Raw genomic sequence first — 21,623 nt, forward strand, 5'->3', positions numbered from 1 at the left:
CCGCACGGGGCACGCATGAAAAATGAATGAGAAAAAAGTGGGGCCCGACGCCGCGGCCGGGCGACAGGCCCCGTCGGCTTAGAGGATGGTCACGTGGACCTTGTCCTCGACCAGCAGCTCGGCTGTGCCGGCCAGGTTGGTGTAGACGTGGTACGTCACGCCGCCCACCGTGGCATTGCTGCCCTGGGTCCAGCCGTCGTCGCCGTGGGTGCCGCCGAGCAGGTCGACTTCGCCGTTGGCGCCGTTGACCAGCATCTGCACCTTGCCGTCGGCCACGACCATGTCGCGCGCACCGCCGGCCAGCACGTCGTGCGTGCTCAGCGCCAGCGTGTTGCCGCCCGACCCGAGGTCGAACTTCTCCACGCCCTGCACCTTCGGTCCGAGGGCCGACAGGTCGATGTGCATCGCCTTGCCGTCCATCACCAGGGTGTCGATGCCCAGGCCGCCGTCGATGTGGGCGAAATCGCCGCTGTGGACGCGAATCGTGTCGTCGCCCGCGCCGCCATGCACCACGTCGCCCGTGCCGACCTTCAGGAAGGTGTCGTTGCCCGCGCCGCCTTCGAGGCGGTCGGCGAAGCCGAGCCTGGCGATGAACGTCTCGTCGCTTTCGGTGTAGACCTGGGCCGGGCTGTCGATGATGTTGTCGTCCGTCATCTCCACAGGTTCGAAGACACCGAAGGTGCCGGCGGGGTAGGCCCAGAAGTGACTGGTCTTGTTGACGGGGACGGAGACAAAAGTCGTCAGGTTGCCCGCAGCATCTTCGAACGCCACCTTGATCGGGATTCCCGCCGGGATGGGGAGGTCCCGCCACACGCTGGTGGTCGTTCCATCCCTGTGGCCCTCGGTGACCTGGAGGTAGTAGTCCTTCTCGATGTTGTTTTCGACGTAGCGAATGACGACCCGAGCCGCGTCCTTGACCCCGGGATTCTGAGCGACTGGAATGTCGAGGGCCCACCAGTACCACAAGTGGGCGTACGACAGATAGATGCCGCCCTGGGCAAGAACCGGCGGTGTCGTATCCACCGTGAACTCGAACGCACCCGAGGGCGCACTCGTGTTGCCCGCCTGGTCGGCCCCCGCCACCGTGATGCTGTGCGCACCTTCGCCCAGCGCCTTGGCCGGCGTGTAGGTCCAGTTGCCCGAGGCGTTGGCCTGCACGCGGTCGATCTCCACACCCTTGTCATAGATGATCACGGTGCCGTTCGCATCGGCCTTGCCACTGAAGGTCGGCTTGGCGTCGTTGGTGGTGGTGCCGCTGGCAATGGCGCCTGTGATGGCCTCCACGTCGTCGACCACCGACACGATGGTCGGCTTGCCCGGCGGCGTGGTGGCCACCGTGAAGCCGAAGGCATCCGACGCCACGCTGGCGTTGCCCGCCTTGTCCACCGCCGTCACGGTGATGGTGTGCACGCCATTGCCCAAGGCCATGGCCGGCGTCCAGCTCCAGTTGCCCGACGCATCGGCCTGCACCTGCATGAGCTTCACGCCCTTGTCGTAGATGACCACGGTGCTGTTGGCCTCGGCCTTGCCCGAGAAGTCGGGGCGCGCGTCGTCGGTGGTGCCGTTGAGCGCCACCTTGCCCACCACGCTGCCCACGTCGTCCATCACCGACACGATGGTCGGCTTGGTCGGTGCGGTACGGTCGACCGTCAGATCGAACGCAGCGGTCCTGGCGCTTTCGCTGCCGCCCGCCGGCGTCACGCTGGCACGCAGGCTGTGCAGGCCTTCGCCCAGCGGCGTGTCCGGCGTGTAGCTCCAATTGCCACTCGCGTTGACCACGGCCTGGCCCAGCAAGGTGTTGCCGTCATAGATCTTCACGGTGCCGCCCGCGATGGCCTTGCCCGTCAGCGTCGGGGTGGTGTCGTCGGTGAAGCCGCCGTTTGCAATGGGGCCGGTGATCGCACCCGCATCGTCCATCACCTGGTCGATGCTGATCTGCAGCGTGACCGCCACGCCTTGCTGCACCAGCAGGTCGGCCTTGAAGCCGGAGTGCTGGTACACCTCGTAGACCACGCCGCCGACGGTGACGTTGGCGCCCTTGACCCAATCGCCCGGGTCGGTGCCGTTGGGCAGCACGTCCATCAGCGAGACCTTGTCGCCGGCATTGCCCTTGACCATCATCTGCACGCGGCCGTTGGTCACGAACTGGTTCATGGCGCCGTTTTCCATCACGTCGGCCAGCGACAGGGCGAGCGTGTTGTTGCCCGTGCCGGTGATGTCGATGATTTCGACCGAGCTGACCTTGTGGCCGAGCGCGGTGAGGTCCAGCACCTGATTGGCGCCGGTCAGCTTGAGCGTGTCGGTGCCACCGTTGCCGGAGATCGCCGAGTCGGCCAGGTGCTTGATGTCGGACACGACGAACTCGTTGTTGCCCAAGCCGCCATGCAAGGTGCCCACCGATGCAGCGGTGAGGGTCTGTGATGCCGCGGGATCCTTCAGGCCTGCGCTGGTCCAGTACTGCGATGCATTGCCGGCCGGGTCGACCATGGCCGCGGAGATGTCGGGCAGAGGCGGGAGGGCGCTCAAGTTGTCGATCCAATGCCCCTCCAGATCGCCGATCGCCGTCACGACGAAATGGCCGATCGTTTTTCCGGCTGGCGCTTCAAAGGAAAACTTCTGCCAGTTGCCAGCTGCCGCCGGGAGAGATCCCAGAAGATTGCCCGACACGTCATAGAACTTGATGTCGCCCGTGCCGTTGTGGCCGTACATGAAGAAGGAGACCGCGCTCTTTCCACTCGAGAACTGATAGCTTGTCGTGAAGTTGGCATTGCTCCCACCAGGCATGAGAACGCGGCCGTCCAGAGTGCCGCCAGTGATCTTCATCTCGGAAGAGGAGGTGATGGTCACATCGCCAGTCGTCAACGACAGCCCCACCGCTCCCGAGGGAAGATCATTGAACTTGATCATCGCGGGATTGGTGATCAACGCCTTTCCTGCCGCAATGTCGGTCGCGGTCAGCGTGTACTCGTAATAGTCGCCGCCCAGTTTCAGGCTGATCTTGTGGCCCGCGGCCACGTTGGCGGCGTTGAACTGCACCTCCAGGTCGGTGCCGACCTGGACCACCTTGGTCGGCGCCACAGGCGCCGCAGCGTCCAGCGCCATCGCCTGCGATTGCACCGCGCCCACGTTGCCGGCGGCGTCCACCACCTGCGTCTGCACCGTCCAGTTGCCTGCGTGGCTGCTGTCGTCCTGCGCACTCCAGGCGGTGCCCGAAACGAAGGCCGCCTTCCAGGTCACGCCGCCATCGGTGGAGACCTGCAGGGTCTCGCCCGCACCGAGCGCAGCGGACAGCTTGCCCTGCAGCAGGCGCCCGGCGCTGCCGTCATTGGTCAGGTAGTCGGCTTCGCTGAAGCCGCTGTCCTTGCCAATGACCGAGACCGTGGCCGTCTGCGTCGGCGCCACCGTGTCCACGGTGAAGCCGAACGCATCCGACGTCGCGCTGGTGTTGCCCGCCTTGTCCACGGCCGTCACGGTGATGCTGTGCGCGCCCTGGCTCAGTGCCGTGGCCGGCGTCCAGGTCCAGTCGCCCGAGGCATTGGCCGTCACCTTGGTGAGTTCGACGCCCTTGTCGTAGATGACCACGGTGCTGTTGGCCTCGGCCTTGCCCGAGAGCGCCGGCCGGGTGTCGTTGGTGAACCCGTCCTTGCTCACGTTGCCGGTCACCGGGGCCACGTCGTCGACCACCGACACGATGGTCGGCTTGACCGGTGCCAGCGTGTCCACCGTGAAGCCGAACGCGTCCGACGCCACGCTGGTGTTGCCCGCCTTGTCCACAGCCACCACGGTGATGTTGTGCGCGCCCTGGCTCAGTGCCGTGGCCGGCGTAAAGGTCCAGTCGCCCGAGGCATTGGCCGTCACCTTGGCGAGCTCGACGCCGTTGTCGTAGATGACCACGGTGCTGTTGGCCTCGGCCTTGCCCGAAAGCGCCGGCTTGGTGTCGTTGGTGAACCCGTCCTTGCTCACGTTTCCGGTCACCGGGCCCACGTCATCGACCACCGACACGATCGTCGGCTTGGCCGGCGGCGTCGTGTCCACCACGAAGTTCCAGCTGCCGCTGGCCTCGCTGGTCTGGCCCAGCGGGCTGGTGGAGGTGGCGGTGATGCCGTGCGCGCCATCGGTCAGGCTGGTCGGGGGCGTGAAGCTCCACTTGCCCGAGGCGTCGGCCACGACCTGGCCCAGCAAGGTGCTGCCGTCATAGAACTTGACCGTGTGGTTCGCCTGCGCCGTGCCCGCCAGGGTCGGCCTCGCGTCGTCGGTGGCTTCGCCGGGTTGCAGCATGTGCGGCGTGCCCACATCGTCGAACACGCTGTCGATCACGGGTGCGCTCGGCTTGTCGGTAACGACGTTGACGGTGTAGCGCCCGGTCGGCATGGTCTCGTTGCCGGCAGCATCGCGCTCCACGAGCGTGAAGGTGTTCGGGCCGGCGGCCAGCGGGGTGTCGACCTGGAAAGTCCATTGGCCGTTTTCTCCGATGGTGGCCTGCCCCAGTTCGCGGGTGCCGGCGGCATCCCTGACCATCACGGTGACCGTGTGGCCGGGCACGCCAGTGCTGATGCCGCTGAGCAGCGGATGTGTGTCGTCGGTGGTGGCGCCGGAGGCCACGTTGCCGGTGACGCCGCCCACGTTGTCGGCGACGCCCGTGATGGCCAGTCGGCTGGCGTCGGGCGGGGTCACGTCGATCTCGAAATTGAACGCGGGCGAAGGCGCGCTCTCGTTGCCGGTGCTGTCGCGCGCGACGATGGTGATGGCGTGCAGGCCTTCGAGCAGGTCGGTCGAGGGCGTGAAGGTCCAGGTGCCGTCTTCGGCGACTTCGGTGGTGCCGATCTCGGTGCCGTTGTCACGGATGACGATGGTGTCGCCCGGCGTGCCCTGGCCGCGGAATTCGGGTTGGCGGTCGTCGGTGACGCCGCCGGGGGCGATGCTGCCCAGGATGTCGCCGGCGTCGTCGGCGGCGCCGCCCACCGAAGGAGGAAGGGGCGCGAAGGTCGATGCGCCTGCGCTGATGGCGGGGGCGATGGTCGCGTGGGGGGTGACGTTCGTCTGTTCGAATGTCATGAGATTCCTATGCTCTGAAATGGGAAAAAGAAGACCGGATCGGCATGCGAAGGAACGCCATGCGATCCGGTGTTTTCTTTGAGGTGACCTACTCTAGAAATCGCCGTCGGGCCGGGCCATCGGACGAATCTGAAAGCCGGGTACGAAGGCGTAGGTCGGTGCCGAAATCGCGCACAAAGTCGTCGACAACGGCACAGGTCCAAAAGAAACGCGGCAGCCGCACCGGCAGCTGCCGCGTCATGCGCGGCGCTGCTGTCGCGCCGCGTTGCCGATCTACGGCCTTACAGGATGGTCACGTGGACCTTGTCCTCGACCAGCAGCTCGGCCGTGCCGGCCAGGTTGGTGTAGACGCTGTACGTCACACCGCCTACCGTGGCATTGCCGCCCTGGGCCCAGCTGTCGTCGCCGCCGAGCAGGTTCACGTCGCCGTTGGCGCCGTTGACCAGCATCTGCACCTTGCCGTCGGCCACGACCATGTCGCGTGCGCCACCGGCCAGCACGTCGTGCGTGCTCAGCGCCAGCGTGTTGCCGCCCGCGCCCAGGTCGAACTTCTCGACGCCCTGCACCTTCAGGCCGAGGGCCGACAGGTCGATGTGCATCGCCTTGCCGTCCATCACCAGCGTGTCGACACCCAGGCCGCCATCGATGCGTGCGAAGTCGCCGCTGTTGACGCGGATGACGTCGTCGCCCGCACCGCCATGCACCACGTCGCCCGTGCCCACCTTCGTGAAGGTGTCGTTGCCGGCGCCGCCTTCGAGGCGGTCGGCGAAGCCGAGCCTGGCGATGATCGTGTCGTCGCTCTCGGTGTACGCCTGGGTTGCGTGTTCGCGCACCTGCCCGTCGGCATTCGCATGTTCGGGTGCATCTGCCGATGCGAGGCTCAAGGTCTTGGTGCTGGGGACAACAATGCCGGACCAACTGATTTCATCGATCGTGATGCCAGTGTCTCCCCATGCCCCCCCTTCCTCTCCAACGGTGATCGTCATGTACGCCACGGCTTTGCCGACAGGAGGCGTGAACGAATAGGGTCTCATGGCTTCATAAAAAGAAGGGATGTCGTGCGAACCCAGCATTGCGCCCGTGGCATCGTAGTACTTGGCGCTTGCCAGGGTTTGAACTGCATACACCTTGTACTGCACGCTTTCCGTCTCCCCGAAGTCGAACCGCGTGGTCGAAACAGGACACAACAGCAAGCTTTTCTTACCCGCCCCGAGATGGACCGAAATGACCTCTTGGAGATTCATCTCACCACGTCCCTTCTCCAAAAGAGTAATCTGAAGGCCACTGGGCGCAGTGAATTTCGTCCCTTCCAAGAAAACGTGCGGAGCCATCGTCTCGAAGTTCTCGTTCAAGCTTGCGCCCCCCCCGATTCCAAGCCCGAAAGAGTCCGAGTTTGGACTTTCATTTCCCGCTCGGTCGCTCTGTGTCGCGGTGAAGCTGTGGTTGCCCAGCGCCAGGTCGTTGACCGGGGTCAATGACCACTTTCCGTCACTGCCCACTGTCGCGGTACCGATCACGGTACTGCCGCTCTTGACGGTGACCACGGCGTCGACTTCACCCGTCCCACTCAGGGTGGGTCGCGTGTCGTCGGTGGTGCCGCCATTGGGCACGTTGCCTTGGGAAGCGCCCACATCGTCGTACGCACCGGTGATCGTTGGCGCGCTGGCCGGAGGCGTCGTGTCCACCGTGAACCCGAACGCCGCCGAAGGCACGCTGGACACGCCCGCCTTGTTGATCACGATCGCGCTGATGCTGTGGCCGCCGTCGGCCAGCGGGGTCGCCGGCATGTAGGTCCATTTGCCCGAGGCATCGGACTGCACGCGCGTCACCTCCACACCGTTGTTGAAGACGATGACGGTGCTGTTGGCCTCAGCCTTGCCCGTGACCAGGGGCAGGGAATCGTCGGTGAAGTCACCGCTGTACAGGTCGCCCTGCTCGCCGCCCACGTCGTCGTACACCGACACGATGGTCGGCTTGGGCGGCGGCGTGGTGGACACCGTGAAGCCGAAGGCATCCGACGGCGCGCTGAGGTTGCCCGCCTGGTCGACGGCCTTCACGGTGATGGTGTGCACGCCGTTGTTCAGCGCCGTCGTCGGCGTCCAGGTCCAGTTGCCCGACGCATCGACAGGCACGCGCTTGACCTCCACACCCTTGTCATAGATGACCACGGTGCTGTTGGCCTCGGCCTTGCCCGTGAAGACGGGGCGCGGATCGTCGGTGACGTCGTTCAGCTTCAGTTCGCCCTGGATGCTGCCCACGTCGTCGACCACCGACACGATGGTCGGCTTGGCCGGCGGCGTCGCGTCGACGGTGAAGTCGAAGGCGGCCGAGGGCGCGCTCACGTTGCCTGCGGCGTCCGTAGCGGTCACGGTCACGTTGTGCGGGCCGTTGCCCAGCGCCGTGGCCGGCGTGACGCTCCAGTCGCCCGCGGCGTTGGCCGTGGTCTCGCCCAGCAGCGTGCCGCCGTCGTAGACCTTCACGGTGCTGCCCGGCTCGGCCTTGCCCTTGAACTGCGGCCGGGTGTCGTCGGTAACGCCGCCCTGCGCCACGTTGATGGTGATGCTGCCCACGTCGTCGAGCACCGCCACGATGGTCGGCGCGCCCGGCGCGGTGAAGTCGACGGTGAAGTCGAACACCGCCGTCTTCGCGCTTTCGCCGTGCGCCGCCGTGGTCACGGTGGCGCTCAGTTCGTACGCGCCTTCGCGCAGCGCGGTGGACGGTGTGAAACTCCAGTCGCCGTTGGCGTCGGCCACGACCGAGCCCAGCACGGTGGTGCCGTCGTACACCTTCACGGTGCCGCCCGGGGTGGCCTTGCCGTGCAGGGTCGGGGTGGCGTCGTCGGTGACGCCGCCCTTGGCGATCTCGCCGAGGATGTCGCCGGCGTTGTCGGTCGCGCCGGCGATGCTGACGGTCGCGGGTTGCGCATCGACGGTGAAGTCGATGGCCGCGCCCGGCTGGCCCACGTTGCCGGCCACGTCGGTCACGGCATTGCTGAAGCTGTGCGCGCCCGGTGCCAGCGGCGTTTCGGGCGTGAAGCTCCAGTCGCCCGTGGCGTTGGCCTGCACCTTGCCGATTTCCTTGCCGTCGTCATAGATGACCACGGTGGCGTTCGGCTCGGTCTTGCCCGCGTAGGTCGGGGTGTCGTCGTCGGTGATGGTGCCGCTGGTGATCGGCCCCTTGATCTCGCCGGCGTCGTCGCTCAGCGTCGCGACCGAAGCCGCGGGCGGCGTGTAGTCGGTGGTCAGCACGAACTCGGCCGAAGGCGTGCTCGTGTTGCCGGCCTTGTCGGTGGCGGTGACGGTGAACTTGTGTTCGCCCTCTGCCAGCGGCGTGGTGGGCGTGTACACCCAGTTGCCGTTGGCGTCGGCCACGACCGTGCCCAGCTTGGCGCCGTTGTCGTTGATGGTCACGGTGCTGCCGGCTTCGGCCTTGCCCGAGAGCGTGGGCGACGGGTCGTCCGTCACGCCGCCGTTGACCAATGCACCCTGCTTGGCGCCCACGTCGTCTGCCGCCGCATCGATGCTCGGCGCCGTCGGGGGCACGGTGTCCACGGTGAAGCCGAAGACCGAGGTCGGCGTGCCCGTGTTGCCCGCCAGGTCGGTGGCGGTGGCGGTGATGGCGTGCGCACCCTGGCCCAGCTCGGCCGTCGGCGTGAAGGTCCACGAACCGTCGGCCTTGACCACGGTCTGGCCCAGCAGGGTCGAACCGTCGTACACCTTCACGGTGCTGCCGGCCTTGCCCGTGCCCTGGATTTCAGGGCGCGTGTCGTCGGTCGTGCCGTTGAGCACGATGCCGCCCTTGATGGCACCCTGGTCGTCCACCAGCGCGCTGATCTCCAACGTGCCAGGGATGATGTCCACGATCAGGTTCAGCGGAGCGCTTTGACCGCTCGAGTTGCCCGCAGGGTCCACCACCTCGGTGGTGAGCGCATGCGAACCGTTCGCCAGCGGCGTGGTCGGCGTGAACGTCCAGTCGCCGTTGCCGTCGACCAGCGCGCTGCCCAGCAGCGTGCCGTTGTCGTAGACCTTCACGGTCGCGCCCGGCTCGGCCTTGCCGTTGAAGGTGGGCTTGGTGTCGTCGGTGGTGTCGCCATTGGCGAGCGGCCCCGTCTTGGCACCCACGTCGTCGAGCACTTCGAGACCCGTCACCGGGCCCGGAGGCGCGGTGTCGACCACGAAGTTCCAGATGCCGGTGGCGTCGCTGGTCTGGCCCACGGAGTTCGTGGCCGTCGCGGTGATGTCGTGCGGGCCGTCGGCCAGCGCGGTCTCGGGCGTGAAGCTCCACTTGCCCGAAGCGTCGGCCACGACCTGGCCCAGCAGCGTGGCGCCGTCGTAGACCTTGATGGTGTTGCCGGCCTGCGCCGTGCCGATGATGGTCGGCTTGGCGTCGTCGGTGACTTCGCCCTTTTGCAGCATGTGCACCACGCCCACGTCGTCCTGCACGTTCTGGATCACGGGCACGCTCGGCGGCACGCTGTCCAGGGTCACGGTGTACGGCGCGCTCGGCGCGGTCTGGTTGCCCGCCGGGTCCATTTCGATCGCGGTGAACTCGTTGCTGCCTTCCAGCAGCGGCGTGCTCACTTGCAGCGTCCACTTGCCGTCGGCGCCCACGGTCGCGCGGCCCAGCTCACGGCTGCCCGTGCTGTCCTTGACCGTCACGATGATGGTGTCGCCGGCCGTGCCGGTGCCGCTGATGACCGGACGGCTGTCGTCCGTCGTCGCGCCCGAGGCCACGTTGCCCGTGATGCCGCCCACGTCGTCTTCCACGCCCGTGATGGCCAGCATGCTGGCGTCCGGCGGCGTGTAGTCGGTGGTCACCACGAACTCGGCCGAAGGCGCGCTCGTGTTGCCCGCCTTGTCGGTGGCGGTGACGGTGAACTTGTGTTCGCCTTCCGGCAGTGGCGTGGTGGGCGTGAAGCTCCACTTGCCTTCGGCATCGGCCGTGACCTGGCCGAGCACGGCGCCGTTGTCCTTGATGACCACGGTGCTGCCCGCTTCGGCCTTGCCGGTCAGTGTCGGGGACGGGTCGTCCGTCACGTCACCGCTGACCAGCGGCTCCTGCTTGGCGCCCACGTCGTCCGTGACCGATTCGATGGTCGGTGCGGTCGGTGCGACGGAGTCCACCGTGAAGTTGAACGCCTGGGTCGGCTGGCTCGTGTTGCCCGCCTTGTCGGTGGCCGTGGCGGTGATGGCATGCGCGCCTTCACCCAGGTCGACCGTGGGCGTGAAGCTCCACGAGTTGTCGGCCTTGACCACGGTCTCGCCCAGCAGCGTGGCACCGTCGTACACCTTGATGGTGCTGCCGGCCTTGCCCGTGCCCTGGATCTCGGGACGCTTGTCGTCGGTCGTGCCGTTGGCGGCAATGGCACCCTTGATCGCGCCCTGGTCGTCCACCAGCGTGCTGATCGAGACTTCGACCTTCGAGGTGTCCACGAGGATGTCCAGTGCCGGACCCTTGCCGCTGGAGTTGCCAGCGGGGTCGACCACTTCCGTGCTCAGCGAGTGCGCACCGTCGCCCAGCGGCGTGGTGGGCGTGATGCTCCAGTTGCCGTTTTCGTCAGCCACGGCTTCGCCGATCTTTTCGTCGCCGTCGTACAGGTTCACGGTCGCGCCCGGTTCGGCCTTGCCCTTGAATTCGGGTTTGTTGTCATCGGTGGTGTCACCGCTCTTGAGCGGACCTTGCACCGCACCCACGTCGTCCAGTGCTTCCTGGCCCGTGACCGGGACCGGAGGCACGGTGTCGACCACGAAGTTCCAGATGCCGGTGGGCTTGCTGGTCTGGCCCACAGGGTTGGTGGCCGTCGCGGTGATGTTGTGCGCGCCGTCGGCCAGGTTCGTGCCCGGCGTGAAGCTCCACTTGCCGCCAGCGTCGGCCACGACCTCACCGATCTGGGTGCCGTTGTCGTAGATCTTGACGGTGGTGCCGGCTTGCGCCGTGCCGATGATGGTTGGCTTGGCGTCGTCGGTGACGTCGCCCTTTTGCAGCATGCCCGTCTTCGGGCCTGCATCGTCCTGCACGTTCTGGATCACCGGCTCGCTCGGCGGCACGCTGTCCAGGATCACGGTGTAGGGTGCGCTCGGCACGGTCGCATTGCCCGCCGGATCGACCTCGATCGCGGTGAACTCATTGCTGCCTTCCAGCAGCGGCGTGGTCAGCTGCAGCGCCCACTTGCCATCGGCGCCCACGGTCGCTTCGCCCAGCTTGTGGGTGCCCGTGCTGTCCTTGACCATCACGACGATGGTGTCGCCGGCCGTGCCGGTGCCGCTGATCAGCGGGCGGCTGTCGTCCGTCTTGCTGCCCGAAGCCACGTTGCCTTGCACCAGGCCCACGTCGTCGGCCACGCCGGTGATCGCGAGCTTGCTGACGTCAGGCGGCGTGTAGTCGGTGGTCACCACGAACTCGGCCGAAGGCACGCTCGTGTTGCCCGCCTTGTCGGTGGCGGTGACGGTGAACTTGTGTTCGCCCTCTGCCAGCGGCGTGGTGGGGGTGTACACCCAGTTGCCGTTGGCATCGGCCACGGCCGTGCCCAGCTTGGCGTTGTTGTCGTACACGGTCACGGTGCTGCCCGCTTCGGCCTTGCCCGACAGCGTCGGGGACGGATCGTCCGTCACGCCGCCGTTGAGCAATGCACCCTGCTTGGCGCCCACGTCGTCTGCCGCTGCGTCGATGCTCGGCGCGGCCGGTGGCACGGTGTCCACCGTGAAGTTGAACGCCTGGGTCGGCCCGCTCGGGTTGCCGGCCTTGTCGGTGGCCGTGGCCGTGATGGCGTGCGCGCCCTGGCCCAGATCGGCCGTTGGCGTGAAGGTCCACGTGCCGTCGGCCTTGACCACGGTCTCTCCCAGCAGGGTCGCACCGTCGTACACCTTCACGGTGCTGCCGGCCTTGCCCGTGCCCTGGATCTCGGGGCGTGCATCGTCGGTGATGCCATTGGTTGCGATGGGGCCCTTCACGGCGCCCTGGTCGTCCACCAGCGTGCTGATCCGCAGCTCACCAGGGATGGTGTCCACGATCAGGTTCAGCGGATCGCTGTGGCCACTCGAGTTGCCCGCCGGGTCCACCACCTCGGTGGTCAGCGCGTGCGAACCGTTCGCCAGCGGCGTGGGGGGCGTGAAGCTCCAGTCGCCATTGCTGTCGACCAGCGCGCTGCCCAGCAGCGTGCCGTTGTCGTACACATTCACGGTCGCGCCCGGCTCCGCCTTGCCCTTGAATTCGGGCTTGTTGTCGTCGGTGGTGTCGCCGTTCTTCAGCGGACCTTGCACGGCGCCCTCGTCGTCCAGCACTTCCAGGCCCGTCACCGGGCCCGCAGGCACGGTGTCGACCACGAAGTTCCAGATGCCGGTGGGTTGGCTGGTCTGGCCCACGGGGTTGGTGGCGGTGGCGGTGATGTTGTGCGTGCCATCGGCCAGGTTGGCTTCGGGCGTGAAGCTCCACTTGCCCGAAGCGTCGGCCACGACTTCACCGATCTTGGTGCCGTTGTCGTAGATCTTGACGGTGGTGCCCGCTTGCGCCGTGCCGATGATGGTCGGCTTGGCGTCGTCGGTCACATCGCCCTTTTGCAGCATGCCCGTGTGGATGCCCACGTCGTCCTGCACGTTCTGGATCACGGGCGCGCTCGGTGGCACGCTGTCCAGGATCACGGTGTACGACGCGCTCGGTGCGGTCGCGTTGCCTGCGGGGTCCACTTCGATGGCGGTGAACTCGTTGCGGCCTTCCAGCAGCGGCGTCGTCACTTGCAGCGTCCACTTGCCGTTGGCGTCCACGATCGCCTCGCCCAGCTTGTGGTTGCCCGTGCTGTCCTTGACCATCACGATGATGGTGTCGCCGGCCGTGCCGGTGCCGCTGATCGCGGGACGGCTGTCGTCGGTCTTCTCGCCGGAGGCCACGTTGCCTTGCACCAGCCCCACGTCGTCGGCCACGCCGGTGATCGACAGCTTGCTGAAGTCAGCCGGCGTGTAGTCGGTGGTCAGCACGAACTCGGCCGAAGGCGCGCTCGTGTTGCCCGCCTTGTCCGTGGCGGTGACGGTGAACGCGTGCGTGTCTTCCGTCAGCGGCGTGGTGGGCGTGTACACCCAGTCGCCGTTGGCGTCGGCCACGACCGTGCCCAGCACGGCGCCGTTGTCGTTGATGGTCACGGTGCTGCCGGCTTCGGCCTTGCCCGAGAGCGTGGGCGACGGATCGTCCGTCACGCCGCCGTTGACCAATGCACCCTGCTTGGACCCCACGTCGTCCAGGGCCGATTCGATGCTCGGCGTGGCCGGCGGCGCGGTGTCCACGGTGAAGTTGAACGCCTGCGTCGGCTCGCCCGTGTTGCCCGCCAGGTCGGTGGCGGTGGCGGTGATGGCGTGCGCGCCTTCACCCAGGTCGGCCGTGGGCGTGAAGGTCCACGAACCGTCGACCTTGACCACGGTCTCGCCCAGCAGGGTCGCGCCGTCGTACACCTTGACGGTGCTGCCGGCCTTGCCCGTGCCCTGGATCTCGGGGCGTTTGTCGTCGGTGATGCCGTTGGCGGCGATGGCGCCCGTCACGGTGCCCTGGTCGTCCACCAGCGCGCTGATCCGCAGTTCGCCAGGGATGGTGTCCACGATCAGGTTCAGCGGATCGCTTTGACCGCTCGAGTTGCCCGCGGGGTCCACCACCTCGGTGGTGAGCGCGTGCGAACCGTTCGCCAGCGGCGTGGAAGGCGTGAAGCTCCAGTCGCCGTTGGCGTCGACCGGCACGCTGCCCAGCAGCGTGCCGTTGTCGTAGACCTTCACGGTCGAACCCGGCTCGGCCTTGCCCTTGAACTCGGGCTTGGTGTCGTCGGTGGTGTCGCCGTTGTTCAGCACCCCTTGCTTGCCGCCCACGTCGTCCAGCAGCTGGACGGTCGCCGGATCGGGGGCCTTGGTGTCCACCGAGAAGTTCCAGATGCCGGTGGCGGGACTGACCACGCCCACCACGTTGGTGGCCGTGGCGGTGATGTTGTGCGCGCCGTCGGCGAGCGCCGTCTCGGGCGTGAAGCTCCACTTGCCTTCCGCGTCGGCCACGACCTGGCCCAGCAGCTTCGTGCCGTCGTAGACCTTGACGGTGCTCCCCGCCTGCGCGGTGCCGATGATGGTCGGCCGGGCGTCGTCGGTGACGTCGCCCTTTTGCAGCATGCCCGTGTGGATGCCCACGTCGTCCTGCACGTTCTGGATCACCGGCATGTTCGGCGGCACGGTGGTCAAGATCACCGTGTAGGGCGCGCTCGGTGCGGTCGCATTGCCCGCCGGGTCCACTTCGATGGCGGTGAATTCGTTGTTGCCTTGCAGCAGCGGCGTGGTCACCTGCAGCGTCCACTTGCCGCTGGCGTCCACGGTCGCGCGGCCCAGCTCGCGCTCGCCCGTGCCGTCCTTGACCATCACGATGATGGTGTCGCCGGCCGTACCGGTGCCGCTGATCGCGGGACGGCTGTCATCGGTCTTCTCGCCCGAGGCCACGTTGCCCGTGATGCTGCCCTCGTCGTCTTCCACGCCGGTGATCGCCAGCTTGCTGTAGTCGGCCGGCGTGTAGTCGGTGGTCAACACGAACTCGGCCGAAGGCGCACTCGTGTTGCCCGCCTTGTCGGTGGCGGTGACGGTGAACGTGTGCTTGTCTTCCGTGAGCGGCGTGGTGGGCGTGTAGCTCCAGTTGCCTTCGGCATCGGCCACGGCCGTGCCGAGCACGGCACCGTTGTCCTTGATGGTCACGGTGCTGCCGGCTTCGGCCTTGCCCGAGAGCGTGGGCGACGGGTCGTCCGTCACGCCGCCGTTGACCAGCGGGCCCTGCACCAAGCCCACGTCGTCCAGGGCCGATTCGATGCTCGGCGTGATCGGGGGCACGGTGTCCACGGTGAAGTTGAACGCCTTGGTCGGCTCGCTCGTGTTGCCTGCCAGGTCGGTGGCGGTGGCGGTGATGGCGTGCGCGCCTTCACCCAGGTCGGCCGTGGGCGTGAAACGCCACGAGCCGTCGGCCTTGACCACGGTCTCGCCCAGCAGCGTGGCGCCGTCGTACACCTTGATGGTGCTGCCGGCCTTGCCCGTGCCCTGGATCTCGGGGCGCTTGTCGTCGGTATTTCCGTTGGGAGCGATCGGGCCCTGGACGGCGCCGTGGTCGTCCATCAGCGTGTTGATTTCCAGCTTGCCCGGAATGCGGTCCACGATCAGGTTCAACGGCTCGCCCTGGCCGCTCGAATTGCCCGCGGGGTCCACCACCTCGGTGGTGAGTGCGTGCGGCCCTTGCGCCAGCGGCATGCTGGGCGTGAAGCTCCAGTCGCCGTTGGCGTCGACCAGCGCGCTGCCCAGCAGCGTGCCGTCGTCGTACACGTTCACGGTCGAACCCGGCTCGGCCTTGCCCTTGAACTCGGGCTTGTTGTCGTCGGTGGTGTCGCCGTTCTTCAGCGGCCCCTGCACCGCGCCCTCGTCGTCCAGCACTTCGAGGCCCGTCACCAGGCCCGGAGGCGTGGTGTCGACCACGAAGTTCCAGATGCCGGTGGGCGTGCTGGTCTGGCCCACGGGGTTGGTGGACGTGGCAGTGATGTTGTGCGTGCCGTCGGCCAGCGCCGTCTCAGGCGTGAAGCTCCACTTGCCTTCCGCGTCGGCCACGGTCTGGCCCAGCAGCTTCGTGCCGTCGTAGACCTTGATGGTGTTGCCCGCTTGCGCCGTACCGATGATGGTCGGCTTGGCGTCGTCGGTGACCTGGCCCTTCTGCAGCATGCCCTGGAGCACGCCCACGTCGTCCTGCACGTTCTGGATCACGGGCTCGCTCGGCGGCACGCTGTCCAGGATCACGGTGTACGACGCGCTCGGTGCGGTCGCGTTGCCCGCCGGGTCGACTTCGATGGCGGTGAATTCGTTGTTGCCCTGCAGCAGCGGCGTGCTCACCTGCAGCGTCCACTTGCCGTCGACGCCCACGGTCGCTTCGCCCAGCTTGCGGGTGCCCGTGCTGTCCTTGACCATCACGATGATGGTGTCGCCCGCCGTGCCGGTGCCGCTGATGACCGGACGGCTGTCGTCGGTCTTCTCGCCCGGGGCCACGTTGCCTTGCACCAGACCCACGTCGTCGGCCACGCCGGTGATCGCCAGCTTGCTGGCATCGGGCGGCGTGTAGTCGGTGGTCAGCACGAACTCGGCCGAAGGCGCGCTCGTGTTGCCCGCCTTGTCGGTGGCGCTGACGGTGAATTTGTGCTCGCCTTCGTTGAGCGGCGTGGTCGGCGTGTAGCTCCAGTTGCCTTCGGCGTCGGCCACGACCTTGCCCAGGAAGGCGCCGTTGTCATTGATGGTCACGGTGCTGCCCGCTTCGGCCTTGCCCGACAGCGTGGGCGACGGATCGTCCGTCACGCCGCCGTTGACCAATGCGCCCTGCTTGGCGCCCACGTCGTCCAGCGCCGATTCGATGCTCGGCGCGGCCGGCGGCGCGGTGTCCACGGTGAAGTTGAACGGCTTGGTCGGCTCGCTCGTGTTGCCGGCCTTGTCGGTCGCGGTCACGGTGATGCTGTGTGCGCCGTCGGACAGGGCCGTGCCGGGCGTGAAGCTCCACGAGCCATCGGGCTTGACCGTCGTCTCGCCCAGCAGGGTCGCGCCGTCGTACACCTTGATGGTGCTGCCGGCCTTGCCCGTGCCCTGGATCTCGGGGCGCGCGTCGTCGGTGTTTCCGTTGGGGGCGATGGCGCCCTGGATCGTGCCCTGGTCGTCCATCAGCTTGCCGAGGGTCACGACGCCAGGAATGGCATCCACCACCACATTCAGCGCATCGCCCTGCCCACTGCTGTTGCCGGCTTGGTCGACCACTTCGGTGGTGAAGGCGTGGTCGCCGCTGGTCAGCGGCGTGGTGGGCGTGAAGCTCCAGTCGCCGTTCTCGTCCACCAGCGCTTCGCCGATCTTGGTGCCGTTGTCGTACACGTTCACGGTGGCGCCCGGCTCGGCCTTGCCGCTGAAGGTCGGGAGGTCGTCGTCGGTGGTCTCGCCGTCCTTCAGCGCGCCCACCTTGCCACCCACGTCGTCGGTCACGACGAGGTCGGTGACCTGCCCCGGCGGCGTGGCGTCGACCACGAAGTTCCAGACGCCGGTGGCGTCGCTGGTCTGGCCCACGGGGTTGGTGGCCGTGGCGGTGATGTTGTGCGTGCCGTCGGCCAGGTCGGCTTCAGGCGTGAAGCTCCACTTGCCATTGGCGTCGGCCACGGTCTGGCCCAGCAGCTTGGTGCCGTCGTAGACCTTGATGGTGTTGCCCGCTTGCGCGGTGCCGATGATGGTCGGACGGGCGTCGTCGGTGACCTGGCCCTTTTGCAGCATGCCCGTTTGCGGGCCCACGTCGTCCTGCACGTTCTGGATCACGGGCACGCTCGGCGGCACGCTGTCCAGGATCACGGTGTAGGGCGCGGTGGGCGCGGTGTGGTTGCCCGTGGGGTCCATCTCGATGGCGGTGAACTCGTTCTTGCCTTGCAGCAGCGGCGTGCTCACCTGCAGCGTCCACTTGCCGTCGGCGTCCACGATGGCGCGGCCGAGCTCGCGGCTGCCCGTGCTGTCCTTGACCGTCACGATGATGGTGTCGCCGGTCGTGCCGGTGCCGCTGAGCAGCGGACGGCTGTCGTCGGTCTTGCCGCCCGAGGCCACGTTGCCCGTGACTTCGCCCACGTCGTCGGCCACGCCCGTGATCGCCAGCTTGCTGGCATCGGGTGGGGTCACGTCGATCTCGAAATCGAAGGGGTCGGAGGGCTTGCTCTCGTTGCCGGCCGGGTCGCGCGCGATGACGGTGATGGAATGGTCGCCCTCCTTCAGGTCCGTCGACGGCGTGAAGGTCCAGGCGCCGTTCTCGTCCACTTCGGTGGTGCCGATCACGGTGTCACCGTCCTTGATGACGATGGTGTCGCCCGGCGTGCCTTCGCCATGGAACTCGGGCTGGCGGTCGTCGGTGACGCCGCCCGGGGTGATGGGGCCCTGGTACTCGCCCATGTTGTCGTTGGCGCCGCCCACCTGGGGCCGCTCGGGCGCGGTGATGTCGACTTCGAATTCGAACGGGTCGGAGGGCTTGCTCTCGTTGCCCGCGGGGTCGCGCTCGACGATGGTGATGGAGTGCTCGCCCTCGCTCAGGTCGGTCGGCGGCGTGAAGGTCCACACGCCGTTCCCGTCCACTTCGACGCGGCCGATTTCCTTGCCGTGGTCCAGCACGATGATGGTGTCGCCCGGCGTGCCCTGGCCGTCGAAATCGGGGCGCTGGTCGTCCGTCGCGCCGCCCGGGGGCACGCGGCCCTTGATGGGGCCCACGTCGTCGATGACGGCGCCGGGGCCTTCGCTGCTGCCGCCGTTCCACTCGGGCTTGGTCGGTGGCGTGGTGTCGACGGCGAACTCGAACGGATCCGAAGGCTCGCCTTCACGGCCGGCCGGATCGCTCTCGGTGATGGTGATGGAATGGTTGCCCTCGCTCAGGTCCTTCGGTGGCGTGAAGTGCCACGCGCCGTTGCCGTCCACAAGGGTCTTGCCGATTTCTTTGCCGTTGTCGTACATGGTGATGGTGTTGCCGGGGGTGCCGGTGCCGAAAAAATCAGGTCGCGTGTCGTCGGTCTGGCCGCCGGGTTGGATCTGGCCCTTGATGGGGCCGACGTCGTCGTAGGCGCCGCCAATGCCGTCGAAGCCGGGCTTGCCGGGAGGACGCACGTCGGGCGGGGGCATCACGGGCGGAAGGCTCGGCGCGGTATCGCCGTCGCTGCCGCTGGCCGCGGCAATGGCGCCGAGGCCGAGCGCGGCCAGGCCGCCGGTCATCAGCAGGGGCAGCATGCCGCCGAAGAAATCGTTGCCACCGGCCGCTTCGGTGCCGGCCAGGTACGGCGCACCCGCGCCGTACGAATCGCCGCCCAGCGCCACGGGTGCCGACTGGCCTTCGGCCAGCGCGTAGATGTCGCCCGCGCCGTCGGTGCGCGCGTACGCATACAGCTGGCCGTCTTCGGCCACGCCGTACAGGCCCACGGGTTCCGATTGCGCGTAGTAGCCCTCGAGCACCACGCCCGGGCTCGTCTCGCCTTCGAGCGTGATCTGCAGGTCGTTGCCCACGCGCGTGAGCGTCACGTTCTCGGGCGCAAAACCGTCGTCGCCCTTGAGCAGGTACTTCGCGCCCTTCTGGACCTTGATGCGGACCGGCGCCTTGCCGTTCGCTGCCGCTTCCACCGTGTGATCGATGTTCCTGCCGTTGCTGTTGACGACGACCTTCGTCTTCTTCGTTGCCATGTGATTCCTAGTGCTTGCTGAATGAAAAACGGGACCGCAGCGGCACGCGCACGCGCGGCGCCAGCTCATACGGTTTGTTGACCGATGACTTTAGGAAGACGGTCCCGTTCCATCCATCGGACGAGTCCGAAAGCGGGTGCGACAAACATAGGCACAGGGCGAAACTGTGAACAAAGCCCCTGGGAGTTCGTACAAAGCACAAGGCCCTTGCAAGTCGACGACTCGCAAGGGCCTTGAAGAAGACAGCGCCGCAGCGCGAAGCGGTCAGCGTCCGAGGTCTTTGGCGGACACGCCGCCGATGCCCCAGTTTTCCTTGGGCATGTCGTGCAGCCACACGCGCACGTTCTCCTTCGGCGCGTCGACGGCCTCGACGATGGCGCGGGTCACTTTCTCGATCAGCGCGCGCTTCTGTTCTTCGGTGCGGCCTTCGATGAGGTAGATCTGTGCAAAGGGCATTCGTGTACTCCTGCTGTGTGCTTCAGTGGTTGATGCAGATCAGACGAAGCGCAGGCCCACGCTGCCCATGCCCTGCACCTTCAGCGTGACGGCATCGCCCGCCTGCACGGCCACGGCCTCGGTGATGCCGCCCGAAAGAATCAGCGTGCCCGCCGGAATCTCCTCGCCGCGCGCGCCGAGGTGGTTGGCCAGCATCGCAATGGCCGCGGCCGGGTGGCCGAGCACGGCGGCACCCGCGCCGAAGGCCACGGGCTGGCCGTTCTTCTCCAGCACGATGCCGACGGTGCGCAGGTCGACCTCGCTCGCGGGCACGGCGCGTCCGCCCACCACGAAGCGCGAGGCGGAGGTGTTGTCGGCCACCACGCTCTTCAAGTCGAACTTGAAGTCGCGGTAGCGGCTGTCGATCACCTCGATGCCGGGCAGCACGAAGTCGGTGGCCGCGAGCACGGCGCCGATGTGGCAGCCCGGGCCGCTGAGCGCGCGCTTGGTGACGAACGCGATCTCGGGCTCGACCTTCGGATGGATGAGGTCGCTCACCTTGCACTCGCCGCCTTCGGGCAGCGCGTAGTTGTCGGCCATGAAGCCGAAGACCGGCGTGGTCACGCCCATCTGCTTCATCTTGGCGTGCGAGGTGAGCCCGGCCTTCAGCCCGATGATGCGGTGGCCGCGCGCGAGCTTGCGGCGGCGGATCTCGTTCTGGATGGCGTAGGCATCGTCCCAGTCCATCTCGGGATGCTCGTTGGTGATCTTGGGCGTGTCGCGCGCCTCGAGCTCGCAGGTCTCCAGGTGCTCGGCAAGCGCGGCGATGGTGTCTTGGCTGAGCTTCATGCCGCCACTCCTTCCTGTTGTTGCAGCGCCGCCTGGCGTGCGCGGGCCAGCGTGATGGCCGTGTCTTCGATCATGTCTTCCTGCCCGCCGACCATGCCGCGCCGCCCCAGCTCCACCAGGATCTCGCGCGCGGGCACGCCGTACTTCTTCTCGGCGCGCTTGGCGAACAGCAGGAAGCTCGAGTACACGCCCGCGTAGCCCAGCGTGAGCGAGTCGCGGTCGACGCGGATCATGTGGTCCATGATCGGCACCACGCGGTCCTCGGCCACGTCCTGGATGCGGAACACATCGACACCGGTCTCGATGCCCATGCGGTCGCACACCGCCACGAACACCTCCATCGGCGTGTTGCCCGCGCCCGCGCCCAGGCCTGCGGCCGCGGCGTCGATGCGGTTGGCACCGGCCGCGACGGCCGCGACCGAGTTGGCCACGCCCATCGCGAGGTTGTGGTGGCCGTGAAAGCCCAGCTCGGTGTCGGGCTTGAGCGCCGCGCGCACCGCGCCGATGCGCGCTGTGACGTCGTCGGGCAGCATGTAGCCCGCCGAGTCGGTCACGTAGATGCAGTTGGCGCCGTAGCCTTCCATGAGCAGTGCCTGGCGCACCAGCGTCTCGGGCGAGGCCATGTGGGCCATCATGAGAAAGCCCACCGTGTCCATGCCGAGCCGGCGCGCCATGGTGATGTGCTGCTCGGACACGTCGGCCTCGGTGCAGTGCGTGGCCACGCGCACGGTGTGCACGCCCAGGCCGTGCGCCATGCGCAGGTGGTCCACGGTGCCGATGCCGGGAATCAGCAGCGCCGACACCTTGGCCTGCTTCATGAGCGGGATCACGGCGCCCAGGTACGCCTCGTCGGAATGCGCGGGAAAGCCGTAGTTGACCGAGCTGCCGCCCAGGCCGTCGCCGTGCGTCACCTCGATCAGCGGCACGCCCGCTTCGTCGAGCCCGCAGGCGATGTGCGTCATCTGTTCGAGCGTCATCAGGTGGCGCTTGGGGTGCATGCCGTCGCGCAGCGTCATGTCGTGCAGGGTGACACGGCGGCCCTGCAGATTCGTCTTCGTCGTGGTGGTCATG

4 protein-coding genes and 1 pseudogene are annotated in these 21,623 nt (G+C 67.4%); all 5 read right to left on the bottom strand.

The window, feature by feature from the left end; genetic code table 11:
• Positions 1 to 78 precede the first annotated feature (78 nt).
• Positions 79 to 5,055 carry an Ig-like domain-containing protein gene (locus AC07XP_RS13815; protein ID WP_495264980.1) on the bottom strand — a complete coding sequence of 1,659 codons (4,977 nt, stop codon included), beginning with the start codon at positions 5,053 to 5,055 and terminating at the stop codon, positions 79 to 81.
• Positions 5,056 to 5,336: 281 nt separating this feature from the next.
• Positions 5,337 to 19,268 (bottom strand): Ig-like domain-containing protein, encoded by a 13,932-nt coding sequence (locus AC07XP_RS13820; RefSeq protein ID WP_495264981.1) that lies wholly within the window; start codon positions 19,266 to 19,268, stop codon positions 5,337 to 5,339.
• A gap of 264 nt (positions 19,269 to 19,532) precedes the next feature.
• Positions 19,533 to 19,730, bottom strand: a pseudogene (gene thmT / locus AC07XP_RS13825) (2-hydroxymuconate tautomerase); the annotation flags it as partial.
• A gap of 33 nt (positions 19,731 to 19,763) precedes the next feature.
• Positions 19,764 to 20,552 carry a 2-oxo-3-hexenedioate decarboxylase gene (gene dmpH, locus AC07XP_RS13830; RefSeq protein WP_495264982.1) on the bottom strand — a complete coding sequence of 263 codons (789 nt, stop codon included), beginning with the start codon at positions 20,550 to 20,552 and terminating at the stop codon, positions 19,764 to 19,766.
• Complete coding sequence (gene dmpG, locus AC07XP_RS13835; RefSeq protein WP_495264983.1) at positions 20,549 to 21,622, bottom strand: 4-hydroxy-2-oxovalerate aldolase; 1,074 nt, start codon at positions 21,620 to 21,622, stop codon at positions 20,549 to 20,551. The genes dmpH and dmpG overlap by 4 nt, the downstream gene beginning before the upstream one ends.
• Position 21,623 lies beyond the last annotated feature (1 nt).

Source organism: Variovorax sp. GW531-E2, from assembly GCF_059423125.1.